The organism is Desulforamulus putei DSM 12395, assembly GCF_900129195.1.
Lineage (GTDB): Bacteria > Bacillota > Desulfotomaculia > Desulfotomaculales > Desulfotomaculaceae > Desulfotomaculum > Desulfotomaculum putei.
Window position 1 is genome coordinate 57,421 of sequence record NZ_FQUY01000001.1, and the last position, 25,329, is coordinate 82,749.

Annotated in this window: 23 protein-coding genes; 14 read left to right on the forward strand and 9 right to left on the reverse strand. The window is 46.6% G+C overall.

Translation table 11 applies throughout. The features are described 5' to 3' along the window. Positions 1-52: 52 nt before the first annotated feature. On the reverse strand, positions 53-286 hold the full coding sequence (locus tag BUB67_RS00220; protein ID WP_238456895.1) for a GIY-YIG nuclease family protein: 234 nt from the start codon (positions 284-286) through the stop codon (positions 53-55). A 239-nt stretch (positions 287-525) separates the two neighbouring features. Further along, positions 526-696, reverse strand: coding sequence for a hypothetical protein (locus BUB67_RS16515; RefSeq protein WP_200798093.1), 171 nt, complete (start codon positions 694-696; stop codon positions 526-528). Positions 697-983: 287 nt separating this feature from the next. On the opposite strand from BUB67_RS16515, the gene BUB67_RS00225 reads away from it, so the two are divergent. The 5 genes from BUB67_RS00225 to BUB67_RS00245 all read left to right on the forward strand — a co-directional run bounded on the left by BUB67_RS00225 (position 984) and on the right by BUB67_RS00245 (position 6,964). Further along, on the forward strand, positions 984-2,597 hold the full coding sequence (locus BUB67_RS00225) for an NAD(P)/FAD-dependent oxidoreductase (protein ID WP_073233902.1): 1,614 nt from the start codon (positions 984-986) through the stop codon (positions 2,595-2,597). Continuing rightward, complete coding sequence (locus tag BUB67_RS00230; protein WP_073233905.1) at positions 2,590-3,861, forward strand: BaiN/RdsA family NAD(P)/FAD-dependent oxidoreductase; 1,272 nt, start codon at positions 2,590-2,592, stop codon at positions 3,859-3,861. Before BUB67_RS00225 ends, BUB67_RS00230 begins: the two co-directional genes overlap by 8 nt. 12 nt (positions 3,862-3,873) lie before the next feature. Further along, positions 3,874-5,019, forward strand: coding sequence for an FUSC family protein (locus BUB67_RS00235; RefSeq protein WP_073233908.1), 1,146 nt, complete (start codon positions 3,874-3,876; stop codon positions 5,017-5,019). A 60-nt stretch (positions 5,020-5,079) separates the two neighbouring features. Further along, the gene (locus BUB67_RS00240; RefSeq protein WP_238456896.1) at positions 5,080-5,505 is read left to right on the forward strand and encodes a hypothetical protein; all 426 of its coding nucleotides are present in this window, start codon (positions 5,080-5,082) and stop codon (positions 5,503-5,505) included. A 178-nt stretch (positions 5,506-5,683) separates the two neighbouring features. Then, complete coding sequence (locus BUB67_RS00245; protein ID WP_073235013.1) at positions 5,684-6,964, forward strand: [Fe-Fe] hydrogenase large subunit C-terminal domain-containing protein; 1,281 nt, start codon at positions 5,684-5,686, stop codon at positions 6,962-6,964. A 20-nt stretch (positions 6,965-6,984) separates the two neighbouring features. Here the strand turns inward: BUB67_RS00245 and BUB67_RS00250 are convergent, their stop codons facing one another. Next, a complete protein-coding gene (locus tag BUB67_RS00250; RefSeq protein ID WP_073233914.1) occupies positions 6,985-7,227 on the reverse strand; it encodes a hypothetical protein in 243 nt (80 codons plus the stop codon). A gap of 188 nt (positions 7,228-7,415) precedes the next feature. On the opposite strand from BUB67_RS00250, the gene BUB67_RS16300 reads away from it, so the two are divergent. Together BUB67_RS16300 and BUB67_RS00260 are read left to right on the forward strand one after the other, a co-directional pair. Then, positions 7,416-7,592, forward strand: coding sequence for a hypothetical protein (locus BUB67_RS16300; protein WP_159431796.1), 177 nt, complete (start codon positions 7,416-7,418; stop codon positions 7,590-7,592). A gap of 275 nt (positions 7,593-7,867) precedes the next feature. After that, positions 7,868-8,695, forward strand: a complete 828-nt coding sequence (locus BUB67_RS00260) for a YkgJ family cysteine cluster protein (RefSeq protein ID WP_073233920.1) — start codon at positions 7,868-7,870, stop codon at positions 8,693-8,695. A gap of 31 nt (positions 8,696-8,726) precedes the next feature. Here BUB67_RS00260 and nrfD read toward each other — a convergent pair whose 3' ends face one another. From nrfD to BUB67_RS00280, 4 genes are all read right to left on the reverse strand, one after another. Further along, positions 8,727-9,851, reverse strand: coding sequence for an NrfD/PsrC family molybdoenzyme membrane anchor subunit (gene nrfD, locus BUB67_RS00265; protein WP_073233923.1), 1,125 nt, complete (start codon positions 9,849-9,851; stop codon positions 8,727-8,729). Positions 9,852-9,896: 45 nt separating this feature from the next. Further along, positions 9,897-10,679 carry a 4Fe-4S dicluster domain-containing protein gene (locus tag BUB67_RS00270; protein WP_073233926.1) on the reverse strand — a complete coding sequence of 261 codons (783 nt, stop codon included), beginning with the start codon at positions 10,677-10,679 and terminating at the stop codon, positions 9,897-9,899. Between the two features lie 27 nt (positions 10,680-10,706). Then, positions 10,707-12,278: a [FeFe] hydrogenase, group A gene (locus BUB67_RS00275; protein ID WP_073233929.1), complete on the reverse strand. Its 1,572-nt coding sequence runs from the start codon at positions 12,276-12,278 to the stop codon at positions 10,707-10,709. Between the two features lie 418 nt (positions 12,279-12,696). Continuing rightward, positions 12,697-13,608, reverse strand: coding sequence for a LysR substrate-binding domain-containing protein (locus BUB67_RS00280; protein ID WP_073233935.1), 912 nt, complete (start codon positions 13,606-13,608; stop codon positions 12,697-12,699). A 201-nt stretch (positions 13,609-13,809) separates the two neighbouring features. Between BUB67_RS00280 and BUB67_RS00285 the strand changes: the two genes are divergently transcribed. From BUB67_RS00285 to BUB67_RS00295, 3 genes are all read left to right on the forward strand, one after another. Further along, positions 13,810-14,487 carry an O-methyltransferase gene (locus tag BUB67_RS00285; protein ID WP_416358819.1) on the forward strand — a complete coding sequence of 226 codons (678 nt, stop codon included), beginning with the start codon at positions 13,810-13,812 and terminating at the stop codon, positions 14,485-14,487. A 536-nt stretch (positions 14,488-15,023) separates the two neighbouring features. Continuing rightward, on the forward strand, positions 15,024-15,932 hold the full coding sequence (locus BUB67_RS00290; RefSeq protein WP_073233941.1) for a respiratory nitrate reductase subunit gamma: 909 nt from the start codon (positions 15,024-15,026) through the stop codon (positions 15,930-15,932). 31 nt (positions 15,933-15,963) lie between these two features. Beyond that, positions 15,964-17,592: a (Fe-S)-binding protein gene (locus BUB67_RS00295; RefSeq protein ID WP_073233944.1), complete on the forward strand. Its 1,629-nt coding sequence runs from the start codon at positions 15,964-15,966 to the stop codon at positions 17,590-17,592. A gap of 47 nt (positions 17,593-17,639) precedes the next feature. On the opposite strand, the gene BUB67_RS00300 is transcribed toward BUB67_RS00295, so the two are convergent. Continuing rightward, positions 17,640-18,875: a DUF4365 domain-containing protein gene (locus tag BUB67_RS00300; RefSeq protein ID WP_084127600.1), complete on the reverse strand. Its 1,236-nt coding sequence runs from the start codon at positions 18,873-18,875 to the stop codon at positions 17,640-17,642. Between the two features lie 328 nt (positions 18,876-19,203). Beyond that, positions 19,204-19,863: an undecaprenyl diphosphate synthase family protein gene (locus BUB67_RS00305; RefSeq protein WP_073233947.1), complete on the reverse strand. Its 660-nt coding sequence runs from the start codon at positions 19,861-19,863 to the stop codon at positions 19,204-19,206. Positions 19,864-20,199: 336 nt separating this feature from the next. Between BUB67_RS00305 and BUB67_RS00310 the strand changes: the two genes are divergently transcribed. The 4 genes from BUB67_RS00310 to BUB67_RS00320 all read left to right on the forward strand — a co-directional run bounded on the left by BUB67_RS00310 (position 20,200) and on the right by BUB67_RS00320 (position 25,329). Further along, positions 20,200-21,690: a putative sulfate exporter family transporter gene (locus BUB67_RS00310; protein WP_073233950.1), complete on the forward strand. Its 1,491-nt coding sequence runs from the start codon at positions 20,200-20,202 to the stop codon at positions 21,688-21,690. 29 nt (positions 21,691-21,719) lie between these two features. Next, complete coding sequence (locus tag BUB67_RS16520; RefSeq protein ID WP_200798094.1) at positions 21,720-21,896, forward strand: hypothetical protein; 177 nt, start codon at positions 21,720-21,722, stop codon at positions 21,894-21,896. A 265-nt stretch (positions 21,897-22,161) separates the two neighbouring features. Beyond that, positions 22,162-24,057 carry a 1,4-alpha-glucan branching protein GlgB gene (glgB, locus tag BUB67_RS00315; RefSeq protein ID WP_073235019.1) on the forward strand — a complete coding sequence of 632 codons (1,896 nt, stop codon included), beginning with the start codon at positions 22,162-22,164 and terminating at the stop codon, positions 24,055-24,057. 51 nt (positions 24,058-24,108) lie between these two features. Next, positions 24,109-25,329 (forward strand): glucose-1-phosphate adenylyltransferase, encoded by a 1,221-nt coding sequence (locus tag BUB67_RS00320; protein WP_073233953.1) that lies wholly within the window; start codon positions 24,109-24,111, stop codon positions 25,327-25,329.

Consider the following 25,329-nt stretch of genomic DNA (forward strand, 5'->3'; position numbering starts at 1 on the left):
TCATAAAAGACATAAATTTTTCAGTAGAGCCGCCCGGCAGGGCGGCTCATGTTTAGGGTTCAAAACTTTGCGTCAATTGCAGTTTGCGAGCCCTGGTCATTCCTTTGATTACCTTCTCCCGGGACAGGGCCTGGCCCTTTGTATACCCTGCCTCGAAATAGACCAGCTTTACCGGCAACCTGCCACGGGTAAATTTGCTGGCCTTTCCCTGCCGGTGCATTGCCAACCGGCGCTTTAAATCATTGGTGATACCGGTATAAAGACATCCGTCGGAACATTCAAGCATATATACCATATATTCCTGACCTGGATTTGTATTGCACTCACCCAAATAAAATCACTTCTTTCTAAAAACTTGCCGTCAATTGATTTTACCAGATCACCAAATCACTGTGTTACATTTTATAATACGCCTGTTATAAAAAAACATGAAGCGATAAAAGACAAAACAAACAAAACCAAGGCCGGAGTTGTGTGTGCCGTCGGCCCTGGTTTTTTATAAGTCCTTTTTAAAATTTAATATCGTTATTTTTTATCTTTAATCAGGTGTTCCTGTTGAGGACAGGCGCCTTTACATTTTCTGTAAAAGTTGTAACAGGTGAAGAATAACCATCCGACTTGTTTTTGCCCGGTCTCATAGTCCATTTTAGGTTCAATGGTAATTTCTTCGTTGATTTTTTCACAGAATTTTTCCATTTATGTCACCTCCTTAATTAACTAACTATATATGAATTATATTCCAAAAACAGTTATAGCACAACATGGTTGTCAAATAGTTCTAAATAATCATATTAATTAAGGAAAAAATAATAGAACAGGCCATGATCCGGTTTGTAGGAGTGACAGGTTTTTCAAGTTTACAGATTTAGCAGGAACAAACCAGGGAGTCTAGAAAAACTATACTATTATTCATCCAGCAGAGAATTGTATTTGGTAGTTTTGTGTAAAATTATGGTAGATAACGGTGGAAAGGAATTGGCAGCATGATTAGAGTCTCAGGAATCAAATTAACCCTGGATCAGGACGAGTCAGACATTAAGAAGGGTCTGCTGGCTAAACTGAAAATAAAGGAAAAGGATTTAATTGAATATAACATTTTCAAACGGTCTGTTGATGCCAGAAAGAAAGACATGATCTACTTTGTTTACACGGTGGATGCCTTGGTGGTGAATGAAAATAAAATTTTAAATAAGTTTGCCGGAGACAAAGATGTTACACTGACTCCCAATCTTAAGTATGAATATGTGAAACCCGGTGCGGTATCGTTAAAAAACCGGCCCGTTATTATTGGCACGGGCCCTGCCGGTTTGTTTGCCGGTTTAATTTTAGCGACCATGGGTTACCGTCCCCTGCTGTTGGAAAGGGGGGCCGATGTGGACCGGCGAACCGAAGCAGTAAAAACCTTCTGGACCACCGGTAAGCTGGATACCGAGTGCAATGTCCAGTTTGGGGAAGGGGGCGCCGGTACCTTTTCAGATGGTAAACTGACTACATTAATTCGGGACCTCCGCTGCCGCAAGGTGCTGGAGGAAATGGTGGCGGCCGGCGCCCCGCCCGAGATCCTGTATTCCCACAAACCCCATGTGGGCACCGATATTTTACGTGACGTGGTAAAAAACATCCGGCAGCGCATCATCAGTCTCGGCGGCGAGGTTTGTTTTAATGCCAAAGTAACGGATCTTTTAGTGGAGCAGGGCGCTGTTGCCGGTGTGGTTGTTAATGACCAGGCAAAGATTGATACAGAAGCGGTGATTCTGGCCATTGGACACAGTGCCCGGGATACTTTTGCCATGCTCTACAACAAAGGGGTTAAAATGTCTCCCAAAGCCTTTTCCATTGGCGTAAGAATCGAACATCCCCAGGAATTAATCGACCGGGTACAGTATAAGCAGTTTGCCCGCCATCCCAAGCTGGGGCCGGCAGAATACAAATTATCCTATCACTCGCCCAACGGGCGATCCGCCTACACCTTTTGCATGTGTCCGGGCGGCGTTGTGGTGGCAGCGGCCTCCGAAGCGGGCGGGGTGGTTACCAATGGCATGAGTGAACACGCCAGGAACGCCAAAAATGCCAACAGTGCCTTGCTGGTGGGGGTGACACCGGATGACTTCGGCAGTGACCACCCGCTGGCGGGGGTGGAGTTTCAGCGGCAGTGGGAAAGGATGGCCTTTGAATTGGCCGGCAGCAATTATAACGCGCCGGCACAACTGGTGGGTGATTTCTTGCAAGACAGACCTTCCCGGGTCATAGGTCAGGTTGAGCCCTCCTATCGTAAAGCTGTTACCCTGGCAGAACTTAAACACTGTCTTCCTCACTACGTGGTGGAGACATTAAAAGAAGCCATCCTGGATTTTGATAAAAAATTAAAGGGTTTTGCCCTGCCGGATGCGGTTCTCACCGGCGTGGAAACCAGGAGTTCTTCACCGATCCGGATCGAACGAAATGAAAAGCGGGAGTCCAATATTACCGGTTTTTATCCCGCCGGTGAAGGCGCCGGTTATGCAGGGGGAATCGTCTCGGCGGCCGTCGACGGTATACGGGTGGCTGAGGCCGTGGCAGCCAAATTTAAGCCACTGGGAGATGGCATCTATGACTAAAGCAATAAGACCAAAGGTTATTGTAGTAGGTGGCGGGGCAGCGGGATTATTGGCAGCCATTGTGGCCGGCCGGCACGGGGCAAATGTTACTGTCCTGGAGAAGAACCAGAGGGTGGGGAAAAAGATTCTGACCACCGGTAACGGCAGATGTAATCTCACAAATATTGATATGCATATTTCACACTTTCATGGCAGCAATCCCAAATTTGCCTTCGCTGCTTTAAACAGGTTTAACAATATGCAAACCATTGAATTTTTTGAGCAGTTAGGCATCTCCCATAAGGTCGAAGACAAAGGAAAGGTTTTTCCCTTTTCTAACCAGGCCTCCAGTGTGTTAGACGTACTAAGGTACGAGCTGGAGGAACTGGGAGTGGATACTGTGGTTGAGGCAGAGGTTAAAGACATCAAAAAGATAAAAAACGGTTTTGAAGTACTGGTAAAGGGCGGGCGGCGGTATTTTGGCCACAGAATTATCCTGGCCACCGGGGGAAAAGCCGCTCCCAACCTTGGTTCCACAGGCAGTGGTTATCAACTGGCTGAAAAACTGGGTCATCGCATTGTTGAGCCCTTTCCGTCCCTTGTTCAGTTGAAGCTGGCAGAGCCCTTTCTCAAACAAATTAAAGGCATTAAATTTGACGGGGGGGCAGAGATCATTGTCAACAATAAAGTGATGGCCCGAGCCCGGGGAGAGATTCTCTTTACCGAGTACGGCATCTCCGGCCCGCCAATCTTTGATCTCAGCCGCACCGCAGCCCGGTGGTTACAGAAAAATCAAAGGGTTTGGCTTAAGGTGAGCATCATCAATCACTTATCCAGGGATGAATTGGCAGAGTATATCAAGAAGCGTTTTCAGGCGAACCCTACCAAAACCCTGGCCTTTAGTTTCGTAGGCTTTATTAACAAACAACTGGCCCCGGTCCTGTTAAAACAGGCAGGTATCCAGGATGTTCATAAAAAAGTGGCGGAGGTTACTGCTACGGAACGGGAAAAAATCGTTGAGATCCTGCAGGACTGGCGTTTTGAGGTGACAGGCACCAATACCTGGACCGCTGCCCAGGTCACTGCCGGCGGCATTGATGTAAGGGATATTAATCCCCGGACCATGGAATCCAAAATTGTACCGGGATTGTTTTTTGCAGGTGAAATCATGGACATTGACGGGGACTGCGGTGGCTACAACCTGCAATGGGCCTGGTCATCCGGTTACGTGGCAGGGGAGAGTGCGGCAACAGTGGGGTTACACCCCGGTGAAAGTGGTCTATAAAAGGAGATAAGGATGGCAAGGCTGAAGAGATTAAGATTAAAGATGCCCTTTGGGGCCAGGATGATTAAGACGGCCATAGCTGTATCGCTGTCTTTCTATTTGGCCCATAGATTCAACCTGAATGCCGTGGTGGCGGCGGTAACCGCCATTATTAATGTACAGCCCTCCCTGAGCAGATCCCTGAGAAATGCCATTGAACAAATCAACGTGCATATTTTGGGGCTTGCTGTTGGGCTAATTCTGGGTTATCTCTGGGCGCCGGGTCCGCTGGCTATGGGAGTGGCAACTCCTCTGGTGATCTGGTTGACACTAAAACTGGGCTTTGGTGACGTAGTAATGGCCCTGGTTCCGATGGTAATTATCTTAAGTTCACCGGAGGAAGCGTTCCTCTCCGAAGCCCTTTACCGGAGTTTGGTGATTTTTATAGGATTGGGTGTTGGGATGGTGGTCAACGGGCTGGTTGCGCCACCGCATTACCGGGACCGTTTGATCCACAGTTTACAGAAGTTAAATGATGTTACAGCGGAGTTTTTCTGCACGCTGGTAGAAGGATTTATACAACTGAAATTAATGCCCGATGAAGAGTATCGGCAAAAACGGCAGGAAGTGAAAAACCTCCTCAACGAAAGCCGCTTGTACCTCGAACTATGGAAAGAACAATTGGGCCAGGATAAGACGCCCTATCCCTGGCAGGACCAGCTGATTGAAAAATACATTGATTTTAATGCCAACCTTTACCACAAGAGCAAGGATATTTATGACACTACAATGGATCGTATTGCCTGGCGTCAACAAATGGGAAACCCTGAGATCAGCCCTGAATTTGAGGCCATTCTGGCCATGCTGCAGCATGGTAACAGGGATTTTGCCAGGTTAAATGTGGAACTGCGAAAGGCCTTGTTTGATGGGGAGCCTGCCAAATGTTACCCTGTGGATGATGCTTTCTGGCAGGAAATGAGCGACTTTGTGGATAAATGGCATGAGAAACTCACCGGCGCTTACTATATGCATGCCCTGTTGTTTCTTGCTGTAGTGGCCAACAACCTCAAGTTTGCCAATCGAACAGCCAAGGAGTACCTGAACATTATTCATGAAAACCAGGGCTTAACCGGTTGTGAATGGAGGGAAAAATTAGATACAGGACTGTACAATCATTAGAATATATATCCGGTTGCCGTGGTTCTGTGCTATAATGGAAGAATAATCCGGTAGGTTGGAGTGAGTTTTACCTTGAACAGTCTGGCCAGGGAGATCAGAAACAAACGATTAACCTTTACGGTTATTTTTATTATTCTTACTTTATTATTTGGCCTGGTTCAGTGGCAGTGGGAACAGGGCAATATATCTGAAGATGAACTAAAATGGATTCTCCTGGCCTGGCGGTTGTCCATAGGGGCTTTATGCCTGTGGTTTGGCTATGCCATTGGTCTGCACAAACAAACCACCTGGTTCATGACCATGCTGGCGGTACTTCACCAGGTGACCTCGTGGATGGCCCTGTTATATTTCTTATACAAGAGTGGCGTTATGCTGATTAATGCCAAAAAAGGAATAACAGTTCAAGGGGAGTCAAAAAGAAAGGACTCAACTGAAATGGGGTCCGGCAGTAAGTCCAAGAAAGCAAACCGAAAGGCAAAAAAGTAACAGTTAAGCGAAGGGTGGCCAAGGCCGCCCTTTCTTTCACACTGGTGGATTCACTCTGCATTTGTTCCACCAGTTTTGGTCGGAGGTTAAATAATACTTTAAGGGCCTTTGAATGTTTCGTCATAGTCCTTTGCTTTAAGTGGCAAAATAGTTGAAAATAGTTTATTGGGAGGAAACAGTGGTAAAATTAACGTACGATCAGATTTTTAAAGACCTGGTAAAATCCGCCTATGAAGGTAAGTTGGATGAAGGCATTGAGAAACTGAAAAAACAGGGAAACGGGGATGTGGAGCAATACATCCATTATGCCACCGGCGGCGGTGATCCGGGGAAGGTTGTTTTTAAAGTTAAGGAATGCAGTTGCGGCTGCGAGGAGGAGGGCTGCCAGGTTTCCTGCCTGATGGAGGCCATTGAGAGGGATGAAAACGGCAATGTGATTATTAAAGGCAGTCTCTGTTCAGATTGCGGGCAATGCGTGGGAGTTTGTAAACACGATTGCCTGGTAGACAAAAAGGAATTCATCCCCCTGGTGGAAGTGTTAAAAAACCGCAAAGTGCCCGTGTATGCTATCATAGCGCCGTCTTTTATCGGGCAGTTTGGGCCGGCAGTGACACCCGGCCAGGTGAGGGCGGCTCTCAAAAGGCTGGGGTTTTATGGCATGGTGGAAGTGGCCCTGTTTGCGGATATTTTAACCTTTCGGGAAGCCCTGGAGTTTGATGCCCATGTACAGAAGGAAGGGGACTTTGTGCTGACCAGCATGTGCTGTCCCATGTGGGTGTCTATGGTGAAAAAGGTATATACCAAGCTGGCGCCTCATATCACTCCATCGGTTTCTCCTATGGTTGCTTGCGGCCGCGCTGTAAAAAAATTACATCCTGATGCCAAGGTGGTCTTTATCGGGCCCTGCATCGCCAAAAAAGCCGAGGCCAAGGAACCGGATGTGCGAGACGCTGTGGACGTGGTGATTACCTTTAAGGAATTGAAGCAGATATTTGAGGCCGTGGGCATTAACCCGGCGGAGATGGAGGCAGATGAAAAGGAGCATTCCTCCACCGGCGGCCGAATTTATGCCAGGACCGGCGGTGTCAGCAAGGCGGTGGCCGATACCTTAAAGAGAATCAGGCCGGACAAAGAGATTCAAATTAAAGCCGTGCAGGCCCACGGGGTAAAAGAATGCAAGCAGATGCTGCAGGATGCCCTGGATGGCAAGATTAACGCCAATTTTTACGAAGGTATGGGCTGTGTGGGCGGCTGTGTGGGCGGCCCCCACGTTTTAATTGATCCCGCACAGGGGACAGAATTTGTAAACCGCTACGGAGAAGAGGCAGCCAGTTTGACTCCTGCGGATAACAGGTATGTATTGGCCTTACTAAAAAGTTTAGGCTTTGAAGAAATTGAAGATTTGTTTGATGAGGAGAAAGCAAAAATCTTCAGCAGGAACTTCCCAAAAGGGGTCTGACCCCTTTTGGGAGTTTTTGGTTAGTGTTTTTGATCTCTAAGATAATTTAAAATCCTGCCAAACTGCATACTGACCAGTTCATTGACCGGCACACCGGTCTCCTGGGAGCGCTTCTCTATAACATGAATTTGATTGCGCAGGAACTCGTAAATGATGTATTCCGCAACATCTTCCGGCGTTGTGCCCTTTTCTGCAGCATAATCCTCCAGCAGTTTTAAGGTTTCCTCGGACAGGTTTAGCTCAAATTCTTTATTTTCTTCCATTTGGTACACCCTTTCAAAGTTTTTAAGGATTTGCTTTAAGTAATTCTATATTTTTTATGATGTCCCTTCAGAAAAGTAAAAAGTATTTTGAGGAACCCTTTTTCAGAGGATTTTATGGAAGTATTTTTTAGCAGTCCCTGAGTGCTTATGAATTTATTAATTCATCTTAAAGATCAGTGGTATTGGATTTGACGCTTAATATTTTTCTCTGTGCCAGGGCTGGAGAGGCAGCGGAAAAAAAGCCTCCCAAGAACTTTCCGGGAGCAGCGAGAAACAGCCAGGAACAACAGCTTACCAGTGCCATTAAAATGCAGGAAGCAGCAATGGGGATCCAGGCTGGGAATGCAATTAATTTACACAACTGAATTTTCCATCCTTTGATCATCATACCACCCTCTTGTGATTTTGTTCACTAATCTTTTACTGTACTATATCATAAAATTCAATTAGGAACAGCGATAACTACGTTAGTTAAACTAGAAAGATTAGTATAACAATTGAGAATATTTTAAAATGACCTGTTAAAAGATTTATTGTTTTCGCTTTATTAACTTTTTCACAAGGTATTGTTTTTGTCGTGTCGAAATAATAAACCAGGTTTGAATAAGGGCAGTCTAGCTGCAGCGAAGGGAGTTTTACGATGTCTTATCACTATAAACAAGACCTTATGAAAAGGCTGGATGACGGATCGCTGCCGGGTATATCGCTGGATCACCGGTTTGCCTTTGCATGCAAGGCAGCCTGTATGGGTCGATGCTGCAACAGCATTACCATACTTTTAGACCCCTGGGATATCGAAATAATGGCCCGGCACCTGGGAATGCCGGGACAGCAGTTTTTGGCGCAGTACTGCAAAGTTGACCTTAGCCATGAATTGAAGTGGCCCTATGTAATACTGAAACATGCCGAGGACGGTCCCTGTATTTTTATGCTGGAGGACGGGCGGTGTGAGATTTATCCTGTGCGTTCCCGCAACTGCAGAACGTATCCCATTGGCCGGGCGGTACGTTTTGAACCGGACGGCACAAAAGTGGAGCGGATTTTCATCGTAGAAAAGATGGATTTCTGCCTGGGTCATAAAAGTGAAAAAACCTGGACCGTAGAAGAATGGTTCAATGATGCGGATTGTCAAAAATTCTATGAGCTGTCGGATTTGTATTTGGAATTAATCAACTACGCCACCACCCGGTTAAACAGTCAGGTTTGGATGAACAAAAACATATCTCAAATCATGATGCCCTTGTTGTACGGGCCTGACCTGTTAAGAAGAAAATTGGGGATCTCAGAACAAGAGGTGGATCACGAGGAATTTTACCGCAGAAGAATAAAGGCATTAAAGGTAATTTTAACGGAAGTGGCGGCCGGCTTCGGCTATGGTCCCCTGGCCCACCGGGCCGGAGAAGGCAACGTCTTTGGTGGCAGTATGATGGAAAGGATGAAGCAGGTACTGCTCACAGGACAAGAATAAAAAAAAGCAGCCCGGGTAGGCTGCTTTTTGTTTAGGCATGATGCTCGTCATGCCCGAGGATTCTAAAGTTCTCCACGATAAAGCAATAGGCCAGAACACCGATGGAGACTAGGCCGATGCTGACGGCCCATTCCCAAATGGAGGGGAAGTAAGAGGCGCCGGCAGACCCGGACATACCGGTGAAGACAACGTTCATACGGTTGAGAATAACTCCGCCGCTTACCAGCAGGCCGTAGATGAACAGGCCGGAGCGGGAAGCGCTCATGCCGCTGAACACGATGAGAATCGGCACAATCACGCCCAGGACCAGTTCCAGCAGGAACAAGTTGGCCTCCAGGTTCCCAGCGAATACCAGGTTCCAGACATTACGGTTGGATAAGTCGAAAATTTTGAGAATCAGGTAGAGAATCATAAACCAGCCGCCGATTCTGGCCAGGCCCCGCAGAACCTCCACCGGCACCTTGTGGTTGTAAGCATTGCCGGCCAGGGTAGATTCCACACAGATCATGGCGGGACCTACAAAGAAAGAAGAAATCAGGAAGAAGTAGGGGATCAGCGTTGACCACCACAGGGGATAGAGTTTATTAACAGCCACCAGGTACAGTCCGCCCAGGGAAGATTGGTGCAGGGTAGGGAAGATAATACCGATAATCAGCAGGAAGGGCATAGCAGTCTTGAAAGCGTTATGCCATTTCTTGCCTACTCTTTCTGTAAAGATTTCACCAAATTCGAGGACTTGCACGGTGGTATAGCAGGATACACACCAGAAAACTTCAAACAGCACTGAGGTATGACCCCAGGAAACAAAGGGACGCCAGAAATTAAACCATTGACCGATATCCAGGAAAAGCCCGGCCATCACCAGCAGGTAGCCCAGCAGAGAGGTAAGCATTGCGGCGCGGGCAATGGGAAGATATTTATCTCTGTGCAGTACATGAACGATAATTGCCGTAAAATAACCGCCACCGGCTAAGGCCACACCGGTCAGTACGTCAAAGCCGATCCACAGGCCCCATGGCCAGTCGTCATTTAAATTGGTAACCGTACCCAGCCCTGTTACTAAACGGAATACGACAACACCGAGGCAAAGGGCGGCCAGGAGAATTAATAACTTGCGAATGGGAGTCATTCGAAAACTCCAACCTTGAGCCGTCATGTGTTTCCCCCCTAATAATTATTCTTAATAAAACAGATCATTCCCTTACAATTTAACGTTCTTACCGGAGTCCTTGGAGATTTCATTGCGCCGCTTGGTGTAATGATAAAGTCCGGTTAAAATGATACCCCAGCTGACAGCCACCACAGGGGTGTACTTCAGGAAGTTATGGGAGTAGGTAGAAACGGGAACACTGCTGATCTTTGTATTAAAGCCAAGCTGCTCAAAGGGTACGTCAGAAATATACAGCCAGGAAGTGCCGCCGGCTTGTTTCTCGCCATAAACTTCTTGCACGTACTTGCTGTCCCTGGCGATGGTAGCCTTGGCTTCCTTCAGTATTTCATCCCGCTCACCGTATTTAAATACACCGGCGGGGCAGACGGAAACGCAGGCCGGAGCCTCCCCTTTTGCCACTTTGGTGGAACACATCTGGCACTTGGATACCAGCGGGAATGTCTTATCCCATTCGTATTTAGGAACATTAAAGGGACAAGCAATCATGCAATAACGGCAACCAACGCAAAGGTGGGGGTAATAAATAACCGGGCCGTCTTTGGTTTTTTGTAAAGCCTTGGCAAAGCAGGCCGACGCACAGGCGGCATCCTGACAATGCAGGCATTGGGTTTTGACAAAACGCCATACCTTGCCGTTTTCTTTCTTCACTTCATTAAAACGAACCACCGTCCAGTTGTTAGCGGAGAGTTTGGCTTCCGGACCCATGGTGGGTTCTTTTTCACTGAATTTCATATCGTTCCAAAGTTTGCAGGCCACCGTACAGCTGCCGCAGCCCACACATTTTGTAATATCAACCAACACGCCTTTTGCCATCTGTTTCACCTCCTACAATACATTGACTTAACCGTTTTTCTTGGCCGTTAAGGTCTTGCTGCGATCGACATATTCGGTGTGCAGCAGTTCTTCCGCTAAATGACTGTTGGGTTTCTCAAGAAACTTTTGATAGAGCATGGCTACTTCCTGGTTTTCATGACTCAGGCGCTTCTTATAAATCTTTGCGTCAATCTGATAAATACTGTTGAGGCGCGCCTGGCGGACCTGATCAGACGGGGGCAGGGAAGTTCTGGGCTGGCCGCCGCCGCTGATGCAACCGCCCGGGCAGCTCATAAATTCAATAAAATGATAGCGGGGCGGTTTACCTTGTTTCTTATCTTCGCGCAGTTGGTCTAAAAGCTTACGGGCGTTGCTTAAACCGTGAGAAATGGCCACATTCACCTGACCTACACCGGGAATTTCCAAAGATGCTTCTTTAACACCCTGCAAGCCGCGTACAGGTGTTAAGTTCAACAGAGCTTCCGGCGGGTTTTGTTTGGTGATCAAGAAGTAAGCGGAACGCACGGCCGCTTCCATAACGCCGCCGGTGGCGCCGAAAATAACAGCGGCCCCGGTGCTTTCACCCATGAGGGGATCATACTGGGCATCTTCCAGTTTGGTCAAATCAATTCCCTTCATTTTAATTAAGCGGGCCAATTCACGGGTGGTCAGGACTACGTCCACATCACGCAATTTTTCTTTACCGACATGTTTGCCGGCATCGTTCATTTCAGGACGATTGCACTCGTACTTTTTGGCGGTGCAGGGCATGATGGAGACGGAGAAGATCTTCTCAGGATCAATGCCCTTTTCTTTGGCGTAGTAGGTCTTTACCAAAGCGCCTAACATTTGCTGGGGTGATTTACAGGAAGACATATGCTCCAGCAGATCAGGATAGAAATACTCACAGAACTTCACCCAACCGGGACTGCAGGAGGTAAACTGGGGCAGTGGCTTAACACCCTTTAGATCACCGGCCACACGGCGCACCAGTTCAGTGCCTTCTTCCATGATGGTAAGGTCCGCGGTAAAGTTGGTATCAAACACAGCGTCAAACCCCAGTTTTTTCAGAGCGGCCACCTGTTTTCCTTCTACAATACTGCCCGGCGGCAGGCCGAACTCTTCGCCCAGAGCAACCCTGGTGGCCGGGGCGGTTTGTACCACCACGTGCAGATTTTTGTCTTCCAGGGCCCTAACAACCTTGTCAATCTCATCCCTTTCGGTAATGGCGGCGGTTGGGCACCACAGAGTGCACTGGCCGCAGTTTACACAGGTGATGTCATCTTTGATGGGGGTTTCGTAATACCCGTAAACCGTTTGAACCCTTTCACAGGCCTCAATGCACTGGCCGCACAAGATGCACTTTTTGTCATCTCGCACGATGGAAGGGTTGTTAGGGTCAATAGGAATACGACCCTTCACTTGAACGGGCCAGGAACTGGCTACTTGGTACTGTTGGGGTAGCCAACCCTTGCCCCCGGCGGGGTCCTGGCTGCAGCCGGCAATGGATGCTGCCACACCGGTCAGGCTTACGCCCCCAAGCATTTTGAGGAAGCCCCGCCTTGATACTGTTTTTGGCTTTGCAGTGCGGTTTTCCATATACTCTCCTCCCTTAGATTTATATGGGAAAATGTAATGATAAGACTGTTAAAATATTCTCAGTTAATATTATTAAGACAACGAATAAAATAGGTCAGGCAAGTGCGGAAAAAGTATGCCTGACCCAAGGTGAATTCACTCCGCAAAGAAAAGCATATGAAAGCGGTACAGTCCCCATAACCCCCGTATTGTTTGAGAAAACGGGTACATAGCAAACCATTAAATCAACCGCTTTTTACTATTGTTTATTCTTTGTTTATTCTTCGAAATATTGATAATTCCTTCAATTAAGAGAACATTTTGAAAAATTTTTAAAATGTGTTTGATTTCTTATTGGGTCTTTGTAAAGAAAAAGACCAAGAGGGTGCCTTGGCCTTTGGATGAGTGTCTATTTAATAAGACACTTTAGAGGTGTGTATTAATTTTTGAACATTTCCAAAACTTCTTCGGTGGTAATAAAGGAAAGAAATGTTTCACAAATGGGTGACAGGGGCTTATCTTTATTTAAAATGAGCGAGAAAAACCGCACAATGTTTACATTGGCAATCCTGCAGGTTTTAACGGTTTTAAGTTGAATTTCCTTGGTCACTGCCAGGCCTGATAAAATGGTCGCTCCCAGACCCGCCTCCACCGCGCCGATGACTGCCTGCGTATTTCCCAGCTCCATGACGGTATTTAACTCACCGGGGTCCAAACCTGCTTTTTTCAAGGCGGTCTCCATAACCACCCTGGTGCCGGATCCCTCTTCTCTTAAAACAAAGGGGAGGGTGGCCAACTCATTGAGGGTCAAATTTTTCTTAATGGCCAGGGGGTGATTATAGGGGAGTACAACCAGGAGTTCGTCCTCCATAAAGGGTTTGGCGATAATTTTTTCATGTGTAACAGGGCCTTCAATGAGACCTAAATCGAGTTTGTTTTCAAGTATATGGTCAACAATATGCTGGGTATTGGTGACCTCCAGGTGGATATCCACCTCGGGGTAGTCATGGTTGAACATCCCCATGATTTTTGGCAAAACGTTTTCGGCAATGGTGTGGCTGGCCCCCAGATATAAATTGCCGCTTAATTCCCTCACGAGGTTTTCGATATGTTTTTCGGACTGCTCCACTAAACTCAGTATTTCTGATACGTATCTTTGCAAGACCTGTCCAAACCTGGTTAACTTAATTTTTTTATTGGAACGATCAAACAATTTAGCGCCGTAATGCTGCTCAAGCAGGTAAATGTTATGGTTGATGGTGGGTTGAGACAATTCCAATAGTTTGCTGGTTTTCGCCAAACTGCCGGTCTCGGCGAGGGTATAAAAAACTTTAAAATGCGATAAATTCACAGGCATCACCTACAGTATCATTTTTTGCCTTTAACTTATATATTTTATGGATTTTTTAATAACTTATCTGCCGTTCCGCCGACAAGTTAAATAATTCCAGGTAGAATTTTTTAATTTGCAAATGAAACAAAATGCCCTGAATTGCCTTTTTTTAGTATATAATAAATATGTTCACTTTTATGTATACCAATCCGGGAGGTAATGGTGACAAACATTGTTCAACCAGAAGTTCAACGGTACATCAGGGGACTTCTGCCGCCGCGGGATGAAATTTTTTATGAAATGGAACAGGAAGCCAAGGAAAAGATCATACCCATTGTGGAACCGGAAGTAGGGCACCTTTTATACTGGTTAGCCTTTACCAAAAAGAGTACAAAGGTGCTGGAGATCGGGACCGCCATCGGGTATTCCACTCTGTGGATTGCCAGGGCCGTGTTACCCCTGGGAGGAGAGATCACCACCCTGGAAATTAACGCCCCGAGGGCGGAAGCTGCCGGCAGGTACTTTAGGAAAGCCGGGGTGGCAGACAAGATAAAATTGGTATTGGGAGACGCCAGGGAAATACTGTTCGAACTTACCGGTCCATACGACTTTATTTTCCTTGATGCGGCAAAGGGAAAATATGTGGAGTTTCTGGATAAGTGCATTGACTTATTACAACCCGGGGGCATTCTTGTGGCAGAGGACGTATTTATGCGGGGAATGGTTATTTCCGGGGAGATTGATAAAAGACGAAACAAGACGGCGGTAGCCCGTTTAAGATCCTATCTTGAAGAGGTGATGGAGCATAAAAGTATAGAAACCATTATTGTACCGGTGGGAGATGGCATAGCAATCAGCACCAAGAAAGACATTACAAATCGCTGTGAAAACAGGTAGTGTATTATTCCAAAAGCGGGAGCTTATCTGGTAATTGGCTGTTGGCCGTTGACCATTAGCCTTTAGCTTTTCGAACCAAAAGGCCAATGGCTAACGGCCAATGGCCTTTCAAATAATTCTATAGCAAAGTTCATGTAGAAAATTTAACAAAAAACATGTTATAATGTTACTTATGGGCTGTAGGTTATCTGTCAGGGCTTATGCAGGTGACATAATATGCTATTATGACCGTCTATTTTATATTGATTAGTCAACTATAATTGTCTATAATTACCTTGTATATTTGTCGAATTTTATAGAATTTGCATAACAATTTTATGTTGGAAGGAGTGAGGAGGCAGTTGGGCTCCGCCGGGGAGGAGGACAAGCCCTAACAAATTGCTAACAAAATTTTTTATTTTCCCATTCAGTACGGATTTTTGTATCTTCTCCTCAGGCTGCCTTACAGCAAAGGGTGACAAAGACAGGCCAGGGCCCCGGTTGCAGTTCCTCGGAGAGATACCCCAAAATTATTTTAATCAAGGAGGTATGTTAACTTGTTGCTGACGGTATTTGTTTATGTTTCCATCCTCGCTTTCATCGGTCTCTCACTTTATAAGGCCTATCAGTATGCCAAGATGCCCATGCACGGTCGCTGGGAGCTGTACCCGGTTCCCAAAGAGCCCGGCGGCAAGGGACATTACGGTGGCTCTTATTACGAGGATTTGGAATGGTGGAACAAGCCCAGAGAAGTCTCTCATGCCGGCGAAATTATTGATATGTTAAAAGAAATGCTGTTCATTAAAAACCTGTTTATTAACCAAAGACGCCAGTGGTGGCTTTCCTATGCACTGCATTTAGGTATTTATCTGTTAGGTTTATGGACTGTTTTACTGGCCGTTGGCGCTATTACTGAATTATCCGGATTGACCTTAAGCACCCCTGAGGGAGTCAGCAACAATGCTTGGGCCTCTCTGGTTTACTACGCCACTTTTATTTCCGGTGGTGCAGGAGCCCTGCTGCTGGGTTTTGGATCCCTCAGCCTGTTTTTAAAGAGATGCTTTAACAATACCTTTGCCAAATACACCACTCCTCAGGAATACTTTAACCTGTTCTTCCTGTTTGCAGTGGTGGCTTCCGGTATGGTTGTATGGAGCGCTGACCCTGGTTTTAACTATGGTCGGGAAATTATGAAAGCGTTATTTACCTTCTCACCCATTCAAGCGGATACCGCTTTAACCATCCATATTTTGTTGTTGGGCGCGGTGATGATTTATATTCCTCAAACCAAAATGAGCCATTATGTAGGCAAGTATTTTGCATTCCACAAGGTACTGTGGGATAACGAGCCCAACTTGAGAAACTCCAAGATGGAAAGTATTGTTAAAGAGGCCATCAGCTACAAACCCAAAGCCTCCTGGTCGGCCCCCCATATCAATCCTGCAGCACAACAGGAAAAGAAGTAGATTAATAATGTAAGATAGGAGGTAACTTTTAATGGGCGATATTAGACCTCAGGATATAAGTAAACCCTCTGAACAACTGGTGAAGGTTGAAAATCTGATGCCCTTACCGGCGCCTTACGATAAACCGGGCATGGAACCCGATTTTAAAGAGATTAAGGACTCCTGGAAAGAGGATTATTGCGCCTCTTTGGACGGATTTGTGGGCAATGAGGCACTGGTCAGACCCAAAACCAAAGAAGAAGAAGAGGCCCTGGTTAAGGGATTTCTACGTGGTTTGGAGAAACTCTTCTCCGATGAAACCAACAGAAACTACCTGCAGCCTTTCCTTCTGAGTTTTGAGTATTGTGCCAAGTGCAACACCTGTTCCGAAGCCTGTCATGTGTTTAAGGCCAGCGGAGAACAGGAGATCTACAGACCTATCTTCCGTTCGGAAGTGCTCCGTAAAATTGCCAAGAAACACTTTAACGGCGACAGTTTTTGGAGCAAATTTACTGGTGGCGATATCGACATCAATGCAGAAACCATTCTCCGTCTGGGTGAATTAGCGTATCGCTGTAACCTGTGCCGTCGTTGTGCCCAAACCTGTCCGTTAGGTTTGGACAACGGTTTGCTGGCCAGGGAAATCAGAAAGCTGTTCAGTATGGAACTGGGGATTGCTCCCAAACCCCTGCATGAAAAGGGCACCATGTTGCAATTAAAAACCGGTTCCAGTACAGGTATTACCAAAGATGCCTTCCTGGATATGATTGAGTTCCTGGAAGAAGACATATACGAAAGAACAGGTAAAAAATATAAGATTCCGGTGGATAAAAAGGGGGCAGACATCCTCTTAACCCACAACGCCGGTGAATATATGGCCTGGCCCGAAAACCCGGCTGCTTTCGTAATTCTTTTTGAAGAAGCCGGTCTGGACTGGACCCTGAGCAGTGATATGATCGGGTATGATAACGTTAATTACGGACTTTTCTATGACGATGCGCAGACCAGAAAAATCGGTCTGGCTCAATTGAAAGCAGCCAAGGAGCTGGGCGTAAGAAGAATTGTAGTTGGTGAGTGCGGACACGCCCATAAAGCTGCTATGGTCTCTATCGACCGGGCTATGGTAGGGGAAGATAATATCCCCAGGGAAAGCTTCCTGCCCCTGCTGGCCGACCTGATTAAAAAGGGAGTTTATAAACTGGATCCCAGCAGAAACGACTTCCCGGTTACCATGCACGACCCCTGCAACGTAGCCAGGATGATGGGCGTAATTCAGCCCCAGCGTGATATTATTAAAGCTGTGGCGCCCCAGTTCAGGGAAATGTATCCGCATGGCGCTAAGAACTTCTGCTGTGGCGGCGGCAGTGGATTTGCCATTATGAAGTCCTTTAACTTCCCTGAATTCAGGAATAAGATTTCCAGCCGCATGAAATTCAAACAAATCCTCGAGGCCTTCCAGGGTGTCATGGAAGAAGATATTCCCAAGTATGTAGCAGCGCCTTGCTCCAACTGTAAAGGCGCCATCAGGGATATTCTTGAATACTACCAAGCCACTGCTAAATTCAACGTGCATTATGGTGGTTTGGTTGAATTGGTGGTTAACGCCATGGTTCAGTTTGACAGACCCTTCTTGGAGTTCCTTGATGAAGAAGAATTTGTTGCCAAACATGTGAAAAAATAAGTACGTTAGTTGGTTTATATCAACCCGGTCAATGCTGGCCGGGTTTTTTATTGTATAACATGGTCCGGAGATTCCACCAGGGACGCCATTTTATGGGCCAGCAAAAGCAGGGATTGGGCAAAATCCATCAAAGGAGCGGATATTTCCTGACCAAAGGTTCTTATTAGGTAAGGAGTGGCAAACAAATAGGTGTCTGCCAGTCGAATGGTCAGCACACTGGCGGCAATTAACTCTCCTTCTTCAAGGGCCCTGTTGATGATATCCGTCAGTTCTTCTATGGCTTTAAAATAGCGGCGGTAGTCATCGGTATGGGTCAAATGAACCATGGCCTGGGTGCCCATGGAGTCAAAGGCTTTTAAAAAGTGAAGCAGGTAATCATAGAAGACCATTTCTCCTTGGGCGGTATAGCGTACACCGGCCGAAGCCCTGTCTCCAAAAATGTCCAGGGCATGGCTGATACAGTAATAGGCCGTTCTGTTCTCTTTGGGGTCCAATACTTTCATGTTTTGAGCTTTTTCCAAACTGGCCTGAATTTTAAGATCGGACTGAAGGGTAAAGTGATTAAAATTATCAGTTTCCCGGCAGGAACTACAGGAATGACCGGAGGTGGATGAGCAACTGCATTTGTCCTTAGTGGTAAGCAATTGTTTGGCGTAGTGACGGGATGATTCTACCTTCATTGCCAGTTCCATTTCTTCCGGGGAATTAAAGAATTGGTTGATTCGGGAACTGAATTTTTGATAAAAACGGTAAAAATGATTCATATATAAAAGTTCCAAACCATAACACACGGCCTTTTTTAACTGTTCCAACGAGGTGGTCAGTTCCTGGTTTAGAGGTATATGTAATGATACGGTTTTTTGTTCCCGCCAACCGGGTGTTTTCTTTGCCAGGACGCCGTGAATATATTCCTGGATCAACAGCCAAAAGGCTGATTCTTTAGCGGTATCAACGACAACCAGAATCACCGGCTTGCTGGCTCTGTCCGTATAATATTTTAGCTTATCACAGTCCATAGCAAGACAAATGGCATCACTGTCAATACGAAGGGAAGTAGGGCATACAATGTAAACGGCAAAAGCAATCCCTCTAGGGGTACCGCTGTCCAGGATTTCAACGTCATAATGGAGAAAGGCTTCATTGGTTGGCCGTGGCGTCCACGACCAGGGTAAAGCATTAAGAAAAACATGGTGACCTTTAAGAACAGTTGGCTTCGAAATCCCGGAGGAGACATGACACATTCGATTCGCTTTATTGTCCAAAGAATCGATTGAATCGATCACGTTAATGACCTCCTTATCAATACACCGTTTTTGGAAGCATCAACAGTCTTAAAGGCTGCCGGAACGTGACAAATTTGTTTGGGGTGCATTTAATATGCAAGAAAATAAATTGTGCCGGTTTAGAATATTCTTAACATATCGGAGGTAATACACCCATTCCTTTAGTCAGTTAACGTATGACAACTTAAAGGGACAACTGCCCAGGGTGTTTGCAAAACCTATGCAACCGTTACGCTATAATTATTAAGGATATGGTAGCATGTCCCAGGTAAAATTTCAATAACATTATGAAAATAATTAAGCCAATAATTTAGATGGCATAATGATATTAGCCTCCCAGTGTAATATCCTGTTTCTCATACCACCTGAGGGCTTCAAAGAAATGATCCGGGTGAAAATCCGGCCAGTATGCATCCACCACGTAAAAATCCGCATAGATTGATTGCACCGGTAAAAAACCGCTGAGTCTTCTTCTGCCGCCCCAGCGGATAATTAAGTCAATTCGGGAGATATCCCGGGAGGCAATCCTTTCATGAAGTTGTCCTTCATAGGGGTCCCAGGAGTTCAGGGCAAAGCTTAAATCCCATTTCCAGCCGTAATTGACCAAAAAGTTTATCTTAATCCGGTCGCGGCCAAAGGTTTGCCTGGTGGTATAAGGAAGCAATTCTTTGGGAAAGAGGGGGGATTCTTTGTTACCTATCACCAGCAGGGACGCGTCACGGTTGGCCAGCGCCTTCACCGCATCTACACAGGCCTTTTGAAAAGCTTGTTTTTGGGCAGCCGGGCGTTTGGTATTGTCCTGGGTAAAACCATAAAAGGTGACTTCGGGGATCCCCAATGCGAGACATAATTCGTAAAGGGTAAATCCGGGTTCAATGCCATGCTGGTAACCGTCTTCTTTGGGCAAACCTTGTTGTTGAGCCCATCGCCTGTTGCCGTCCGGGATAATTCCAATATGTTTGGGAAGACGCTTAAATTTTGGGATCATTTTTACACCTCAAGAGAATTTACTCTTAAGGTAATATTTGCATAATCTTCAATTTATATTCATTTATGACAAGTCAACCCTCCCATAGCCTGTCATAAATCTGGGTAAAGATATCATAAAAATTATTTATGGGAAGTGTTTAAAGGTTTAGATAAAAACACAACCATGTACCAAAGGATCCATGGAATCAAATGGAATCAAGGCTTGACATCTATTGCCAAAAGGTTTATTAATTAGTTAAAAGACTGAAAATTTATAAAATTTGGCGAAAGGGGGGATGCCATAACAAATAGGCCTTAACTGCGTTGTCATAAACTAGGGTTAAGGAGGGATCGTATGATTCATCAAGACACCAATGCTTCTGTCAGCGGCAAAGTACCAATGTTGAAGAACGAAGACTGGTGGGCAGTGTGGCTGGGGTTGTTTATCTTTTTGCTGGGCCTGGGCCCCATCTTTGGTTCCGACCTGCTGGGGTGGGTGGTCAAAGTTAACACCTGGACAGACATTTCCAAGTCCTTCGGGCCGCTCTCCAAGACTTTCAAAGACATGTCCGGATTTACATCGTTATTCTTAACTTATCTTTTCCTGCTGGTGCTGACAACCATTGGAGCCAGAGCAATGGGCGCCAATATCAAAAGGTTTGTCATTGGCTTTACTGTTATTTTTGCCATCACCGTTCTCTGCTTGATCATCGGCGATAACGCATATATTGCTGCAAGTCCCGACAAACAGGTCAAGCTGGGCATTAGTTGGTCACTGGGGTTGGGTGAAATGGGCTTTATTATTGCGATGATCGTGGGCCTCATCATCGGAAACTTTTTCCCCGGGGTTGCCAAATATCTTGAAGAAGCAGCCAAACCGGAGTGGTTCATTAAGACCGGTATCGTCATTTTAGGTGCGGCCGTGGGGATTAAAACCCTGGGAGCCGTGGGCCTGGCCACCACCGTTATTGTACGGGGGCTGTGCGCAGTGGTGGAAGCCTATTTAATATACTGGCCTGTTGTTTATTTTATAGCCCGTAAATACTTTAAATTTACCCCCGAATGGGCTGCGCCCCTGGCCTCCGGTATCTCCATCTGTGGTGTTTCGGCGGCCATTGCCACCGGGGGTGCCATCCGTTCCCGTCCCATTGTGCCGGTGATCCTGTCAGCGGTGATTATTGTTTTTGTGGCGGTTGAAATGCTGATTCTCCCCTGGTTTGCTTCTGCGTTCCTTCATGAAGAGCCCATGGTGGCCGGGGCCTGGATGGGTCTGGCGGTAAAAAGCGACGGCGGCGCGGTGGCCAGCGGCGCCATTACCGATTCCATGATCAGAGCCAAGGTTCTGAAAGAAACAGGTGTACAATATGAAGAGGGCTGGATGCTAATGACAGCCACCACCACCAAAGTGTTCATCGATATTTTCATTGGTGTGTGGGCCTTTATCCTGGCCATCATCTGGTGTATGTTTAATCTGAATAAAAAGGGCGGAGGAACTTCAACCGACACGAAGGTTTCAGCCGGGGAGATTTGGGACAGATTTCCCAAATTTGTCATTGGTTTTGCACTGACCTTCCTGGTACTGCTCCTATGGGGTCTCGGCGATGCCAGTATCATCAAAGCTGCCAAGGTCGGTATCGATGAAGCCAATGGCTTTAGAACAATTCTGTTTGCCCTGTGTTTCTTCTCCATCGGTCTTATCACCAATGTGCGCAAGCTCTGGGACGCCGGCATGGGACGCATCGTGGCGGTTTATGCCGTATGCCTGTTTGGTTTTATCCTCTGGGTCGGCCTGTTTATTTCCTGGATCTTTTATCACGGTATCCTGCCGCCCATTGTCAGCAGTTAGATAATAATGGAATAAGGGAGGTCTGAAGCATGGCGGAAGTGAAAATTCGGGATGCAGATCAAACATTGGTCAGGGCCCGGCAGGAAGTGGATTACCAGGACGAGTGGTTTGAGTTACAGCCCATTGAGAAAAAACTGATCTCCTATTCATTGGCACTGGGAATCGGATTGCTGATTATCTTTATTTTAGTATTTAAACCCTTTTAGTTGGGGAACCTGCACCCGTTGTCCGTTTGGGCAGCGGGCTTTTTGTTTCTTAAAAATGAGGTGGAACAGTTTAATTTTTCATTAAAGATATTGCATAAATTGGTAATCAATGGTACGTAAAGAGTAAGGAATAATTTTCTTTGTCAGTTCATTTACAAAATGTTTTAGTTGGAAAAAAAAGGAATTCGATTATTGGGAAGCGTATATAATGAAAAGTGTTCCAGTAAAAGGAAAACATTTAAATACAGAAAGAGTGGTGAATGTAATGAATACGGGCCTGAGTGACCAAGATTTGTATTTGTTTCATGAAGGATCCCTATATAAAAGCTACCAAATGCTGGGCGCCCATTTGACAGAACAAAACGGGATGCAGGGGGTCAGGTTTTCCCTGTGGGCCCCCAATGCCAGGGAGGTCCGTGTGGTGGGTGACTTTAATCAATGGCAGGGCCACCGGCATGTCATGGAAAGGGTGAAACAGTCCGGCATTTGGTCTCTTTTTGTCCCCGGACTAAAACCGATGGACTTATACAAATATGAAATTCATACACACCAGGGGGAAGTGTTGTTAAAGGCGGATCCCTATGCTTTTTATTCCGAAATCAGGCCCGGCACCGCTTCCAGAGTTTATTCACTGGCCGGCTACCGATGGCAGGACCTGGCCTACCTGGAACGACAGAAAACAACCCCTGTCTATGAAAGCCCGGTCTTCATCTATGAAGTACACCCGGGTTCCTGGAGGAGAAGGGACGGTGGGTTTCTGACCTACCGGGAGCTGGCTGACCAATTGGTTGATTATGTAGCAGACATGGGTTTTACCCATGTGGAACTTCTCCCGGTGATGGAACACCCCTATGATCCGTCATGGGGATACCAGGTTACCGGTTATTACTCTGTCAACAGCCGTTACGGCACTCCCCACGATTTCATGTATTTCGTCGATTGCTGCCATCAACGGGGGATTGGGGTCATTTTGGATTGGGTACCGGCTCATTTTTGTAAAGACAGTCACGGGCTTGGTCGGTTTGACGGAACAGCCCTTTACGAATCGGCCAACCCGTTAAGGGCGGAAAATTGGCAGTGGGGCACGCTGAATTTTGATTTTGCCAAACCGGAAGTGGTCAGCTTCTTAATTTCCAACGCCCTTTTCTGGCTGGATGTCTATCATATTGACGGCCTGCGGGTGGATGCAGTGGCCTTTATGCTTTATTTGGATTATGGCCGGCAAGAGGGACAGTGGGTTCCCAATCAATACGGCGGCAAAGAAAACCTGGAAGCGGTGGCCTTTATGAAAAAGCTCAATGAGGTGGTCTTTCAGTATTTTCCGGATGCCCTGATGATTGCCGAAGAGTCCACAGCCTGGCCCGCCGTCACCAAACCCACCTATTTAGGGGGACTGGGGTATAACTACAAATGGAACATGGGGTGGATGAACGATTTGCTTCGTTACATGCAGATGGACCCTGTGCACCGGAAATGGCATCACCACCTGCTGACCTTTTCCTTTATGTATGCCTTCTCGGAAAACTATATTTTACCCCTGTCCCACGATGAGGTGGTACATGGAAAAAAGTCATTGCTAAATAAAATGCCCGGGGATTACTGGCAAAAATTTGCCAATCTGAGAGCGTTATACGGCTATATGACAGCCCACCCGGGTAAAAAGCTCCTTTTTATGGGCGGCGAGTTCGGCCAGTTTATCGAATGGAATGAAAATCAAAGTCTGGACTGGCACCTGTTGCAATACGATATGCACCAAAAACTGAACCGGTATGTGAAGGAACTGAACCATTTTTACAGATCTGAAAAAAGTTTGTGGGAACTGGATCACGAGGAAAAAGGTTTTCAATGGATTGATCCCCATGATTACAGTCAAAGCATTATTACCTTCCTGAGACAATCCCGGGACCCGGATGATTTTTTAATCATTGTTTGCAATTTCACCCCGGTGGTACGGGAAGGATACCGGATCGGCGTGCCGTGCCCGGGGGAATACCTTGAGGTTTTTAACAGTGATTTACACATCTACGGCGGGTCCGGACAGGTCAACAGCTTGGTGGTGGCGGAAAACCGGCCCTGGCATAACCAACCCTATTCGGTGGAGATTAAGGTACCGCCGCTGGCGGTGGTTTTCTTCAAGGCCCTTAACAAGAGATGGCAGTAACAGAAATCATCACCGGTTTGCCGGTTATTCCAGGTAATAGGGGGGAGGAACATGCAGAGTAAAGAATGTGTTGCCATGCTCCTGGCCGGCGGGCAGGGAAGCCGGTTGGGAGTCTTAACCAAAAAGCTGGCCAAACCTGCCGTTCCCTTTGGTGGGAAATACCGCATCATAGATTTTACCCTCAGCAACTGCAACAATTCCGGATTTGATACGGTGGGGGTCCTGACCCAGTATCAACCCCTGGCCTTAAACACCTATATCGGTATCGGCAGTCACTGGGATTTGGACCGTAAAAACGGCGGCGTCACCGTATTGCCGCCCTTTGTCAAAGAAATGGGGGGGGAATGGTACAAGGGTACCGCCAATGCCATCTATCAGAATATTGAGTTTGTGGATCAGTATCGTCCCAAGTACCTGCTGGTGCTCTCAGGGGATCATATTTATAAAATGGATTATTCTTTGATGCTGGACTTTCATAAGGAAAAACAGGCCGATGCCACCATTGCCGTCATTGAAGTTCCCTGGGAGGAAGCAAGCAGTTTCGGCATTATAAATATAGCCCGGGATGCCCGGATCATTGATTTTGAAGAAAAACCCGCCGTACCTAAAAGCAACCTTGCCTCCATGGGTGTGTATATTTTCAACTGGGAGCTGTTAAAAAAATATTTGGAAGAGGATGAACAAAATCCCCGTTCCAGCAATGACTTCGGCAAAAACATCATACCCATGATGCTGAAGGTGGGACAAAGAATGTATGCCTACCCCTTTAAGGGCTACTGGCGGGATGTGGGTACCATTGAGAGTCTCTGGCAGGCCAATATGGACTTGTTGTCCGATAAGCCCAAATTAAACCTCAACGATCCCAAATGGACCATTTACTCGGTAAATCCCAACCACCCGCCACAGTATATCGCCCCCACCGCCAGGGTTACCGGTTCTTTGGTGAATGAAGGGTGTATGGTCTACGGGGAGGTTAATCATTCTATTTTATTTCCCGGCGTTTATATCGGTGAAGGGGCCAAAATCAATGATGCCGTAATTATGCCCAATGCCAAAATCGGAGCCAACACAGTCATTGAGAGGGCCATCATTGGTGTGGAGGCGGTCATCGAAGACCGCTGTCAAGTCGGTTGTCTGGACGAGGCATGCGGCCGGTGTTCCGAACCCTGTTCCAGAATAACGGTGGTGGAAGGCAATATCGTTGTAGCCGGCGGTTCGGTGTTAAAAAGCTGCAGCCTGGCGAAAAATGAATTAACTGTCCGGTCTTCATAA

Bases quoted from the DNA above. Each gene is read 5' to 3' on its own strand.
- glgB (WP_073235019.1), top strand. From the start codon at position 22,162: ATGAATACGGGCCTGAGTGACCAAGATTTGTATTTGTTTCATGAAGGA.
- BUB67_RS00220 (WP_238456895.1), bottom strand. From the start codon at position 286: ATGCTTGAATGTTCCGACGGATGTCTTTATACCGGTATCACCAATGAT.
- nrfD (WP_073233923.1), bottom strand. From the start codon at position 9,851: ATGACGGCTCAAGGTTGGAGTTTTCGAATGACTCCCATTCGCAAGTTA.
- BUB67_RS00235 (WP_073233908.1), top strand. From the start codon at position 3,874: ATGGCAAGGCTGAAGAGATTAAGATTAAAGATGCCCTTTGGGGCCAGG.
- BUB67_RS00270 (WP_073233926.1), bottom strand. From the start codon at position 10,679: ATGGCAAAAGGCGTGTTGGTTGATATTACAAAATGTGTGGGCTGCGGC.
- BUB67_RS16515 (WP_200798093.1), bottom strand. From the start codon at position 696: ATGGAAAAATTCTGTGAAAAAATCAACGAAGAAATTACCATTGAACCT.
- BUB67_RS00225 (WP_073233902.1), top strand. From the start codon at position 984: ATGATTAGAGTCTCAGGAATCAAATTAACCCTGGATCAGGACGAGTCA.
- BUB67_RS00285 (WP_416358819.1), top strand. From the start codon at position 13,810: ATGGTGACAAACATTGTTCAACCAGAAGTTCAACGGTACATCAGGGGA.
- BUB67_RS00275 (WP_073233929.1), bottom strand. From the start codon at position 12,278: ATGGAAAACCGCACTGCAAAGCCAAAAACAGTATCAAGGCGGGGCTTC.
- BUB67_RS00320 (WP_073233953.1), top strand. From the start codon at position 24,109: ATGCAGAGTAAAGAATGTGTTGCCATGCTCCTGGCCGGCGGGCAGGGA.
- BUB67_RS00295 (WP_073233944.1), top strand. From the start codon at position 15,964: ATGGGCGATATTAGACCTCAGGATATAAGTAAACCCTCTGAACAACTG.
- BUB67_RS00310 (WP_073233950.1), top strand. From the start codon at position 20,200: ATGATTCATCAAGACACCAATGCTTCTGTCAGCGGCAAAGTACCAATG.
- BUB67_RS00230 (WP_073233905.1), top strand. From the start codon at position 2,590: ATGACTAAAGCAATAAGACCAAAGGTTATTGTAGTAGGTGGCGGGGCA.
- BUB67_RS00250 (WP_073233914.1), bottom strand. From the start codon at position 7,227: ATGGAAGAAAATAAAGAATTTGAGCTAAACCTGTCCGAGGAAACCTTA.
- BUB67_RS00305 (WP_073233947.1), bottom strand. From the start codon at position 19,863: ATGATCCCAAAATTTAAGCGTCTTCCCAAACATATTGGAATTATCCCG.
- BUB67_RS16520 (WP_200798094.1), top strand. From the start codon at position 21,720: ATGGCGGAAGTGAAAATTCGGGATGCAGATCAAACATTGGTCAGGGCC.
- BUB67_RS00260 (WP_073233920.1), top strand. From the start codon at position 7,868: ATGTCTTATCACTATAAACAAGACCTTATGAAAAGGCTGGATGACGGA.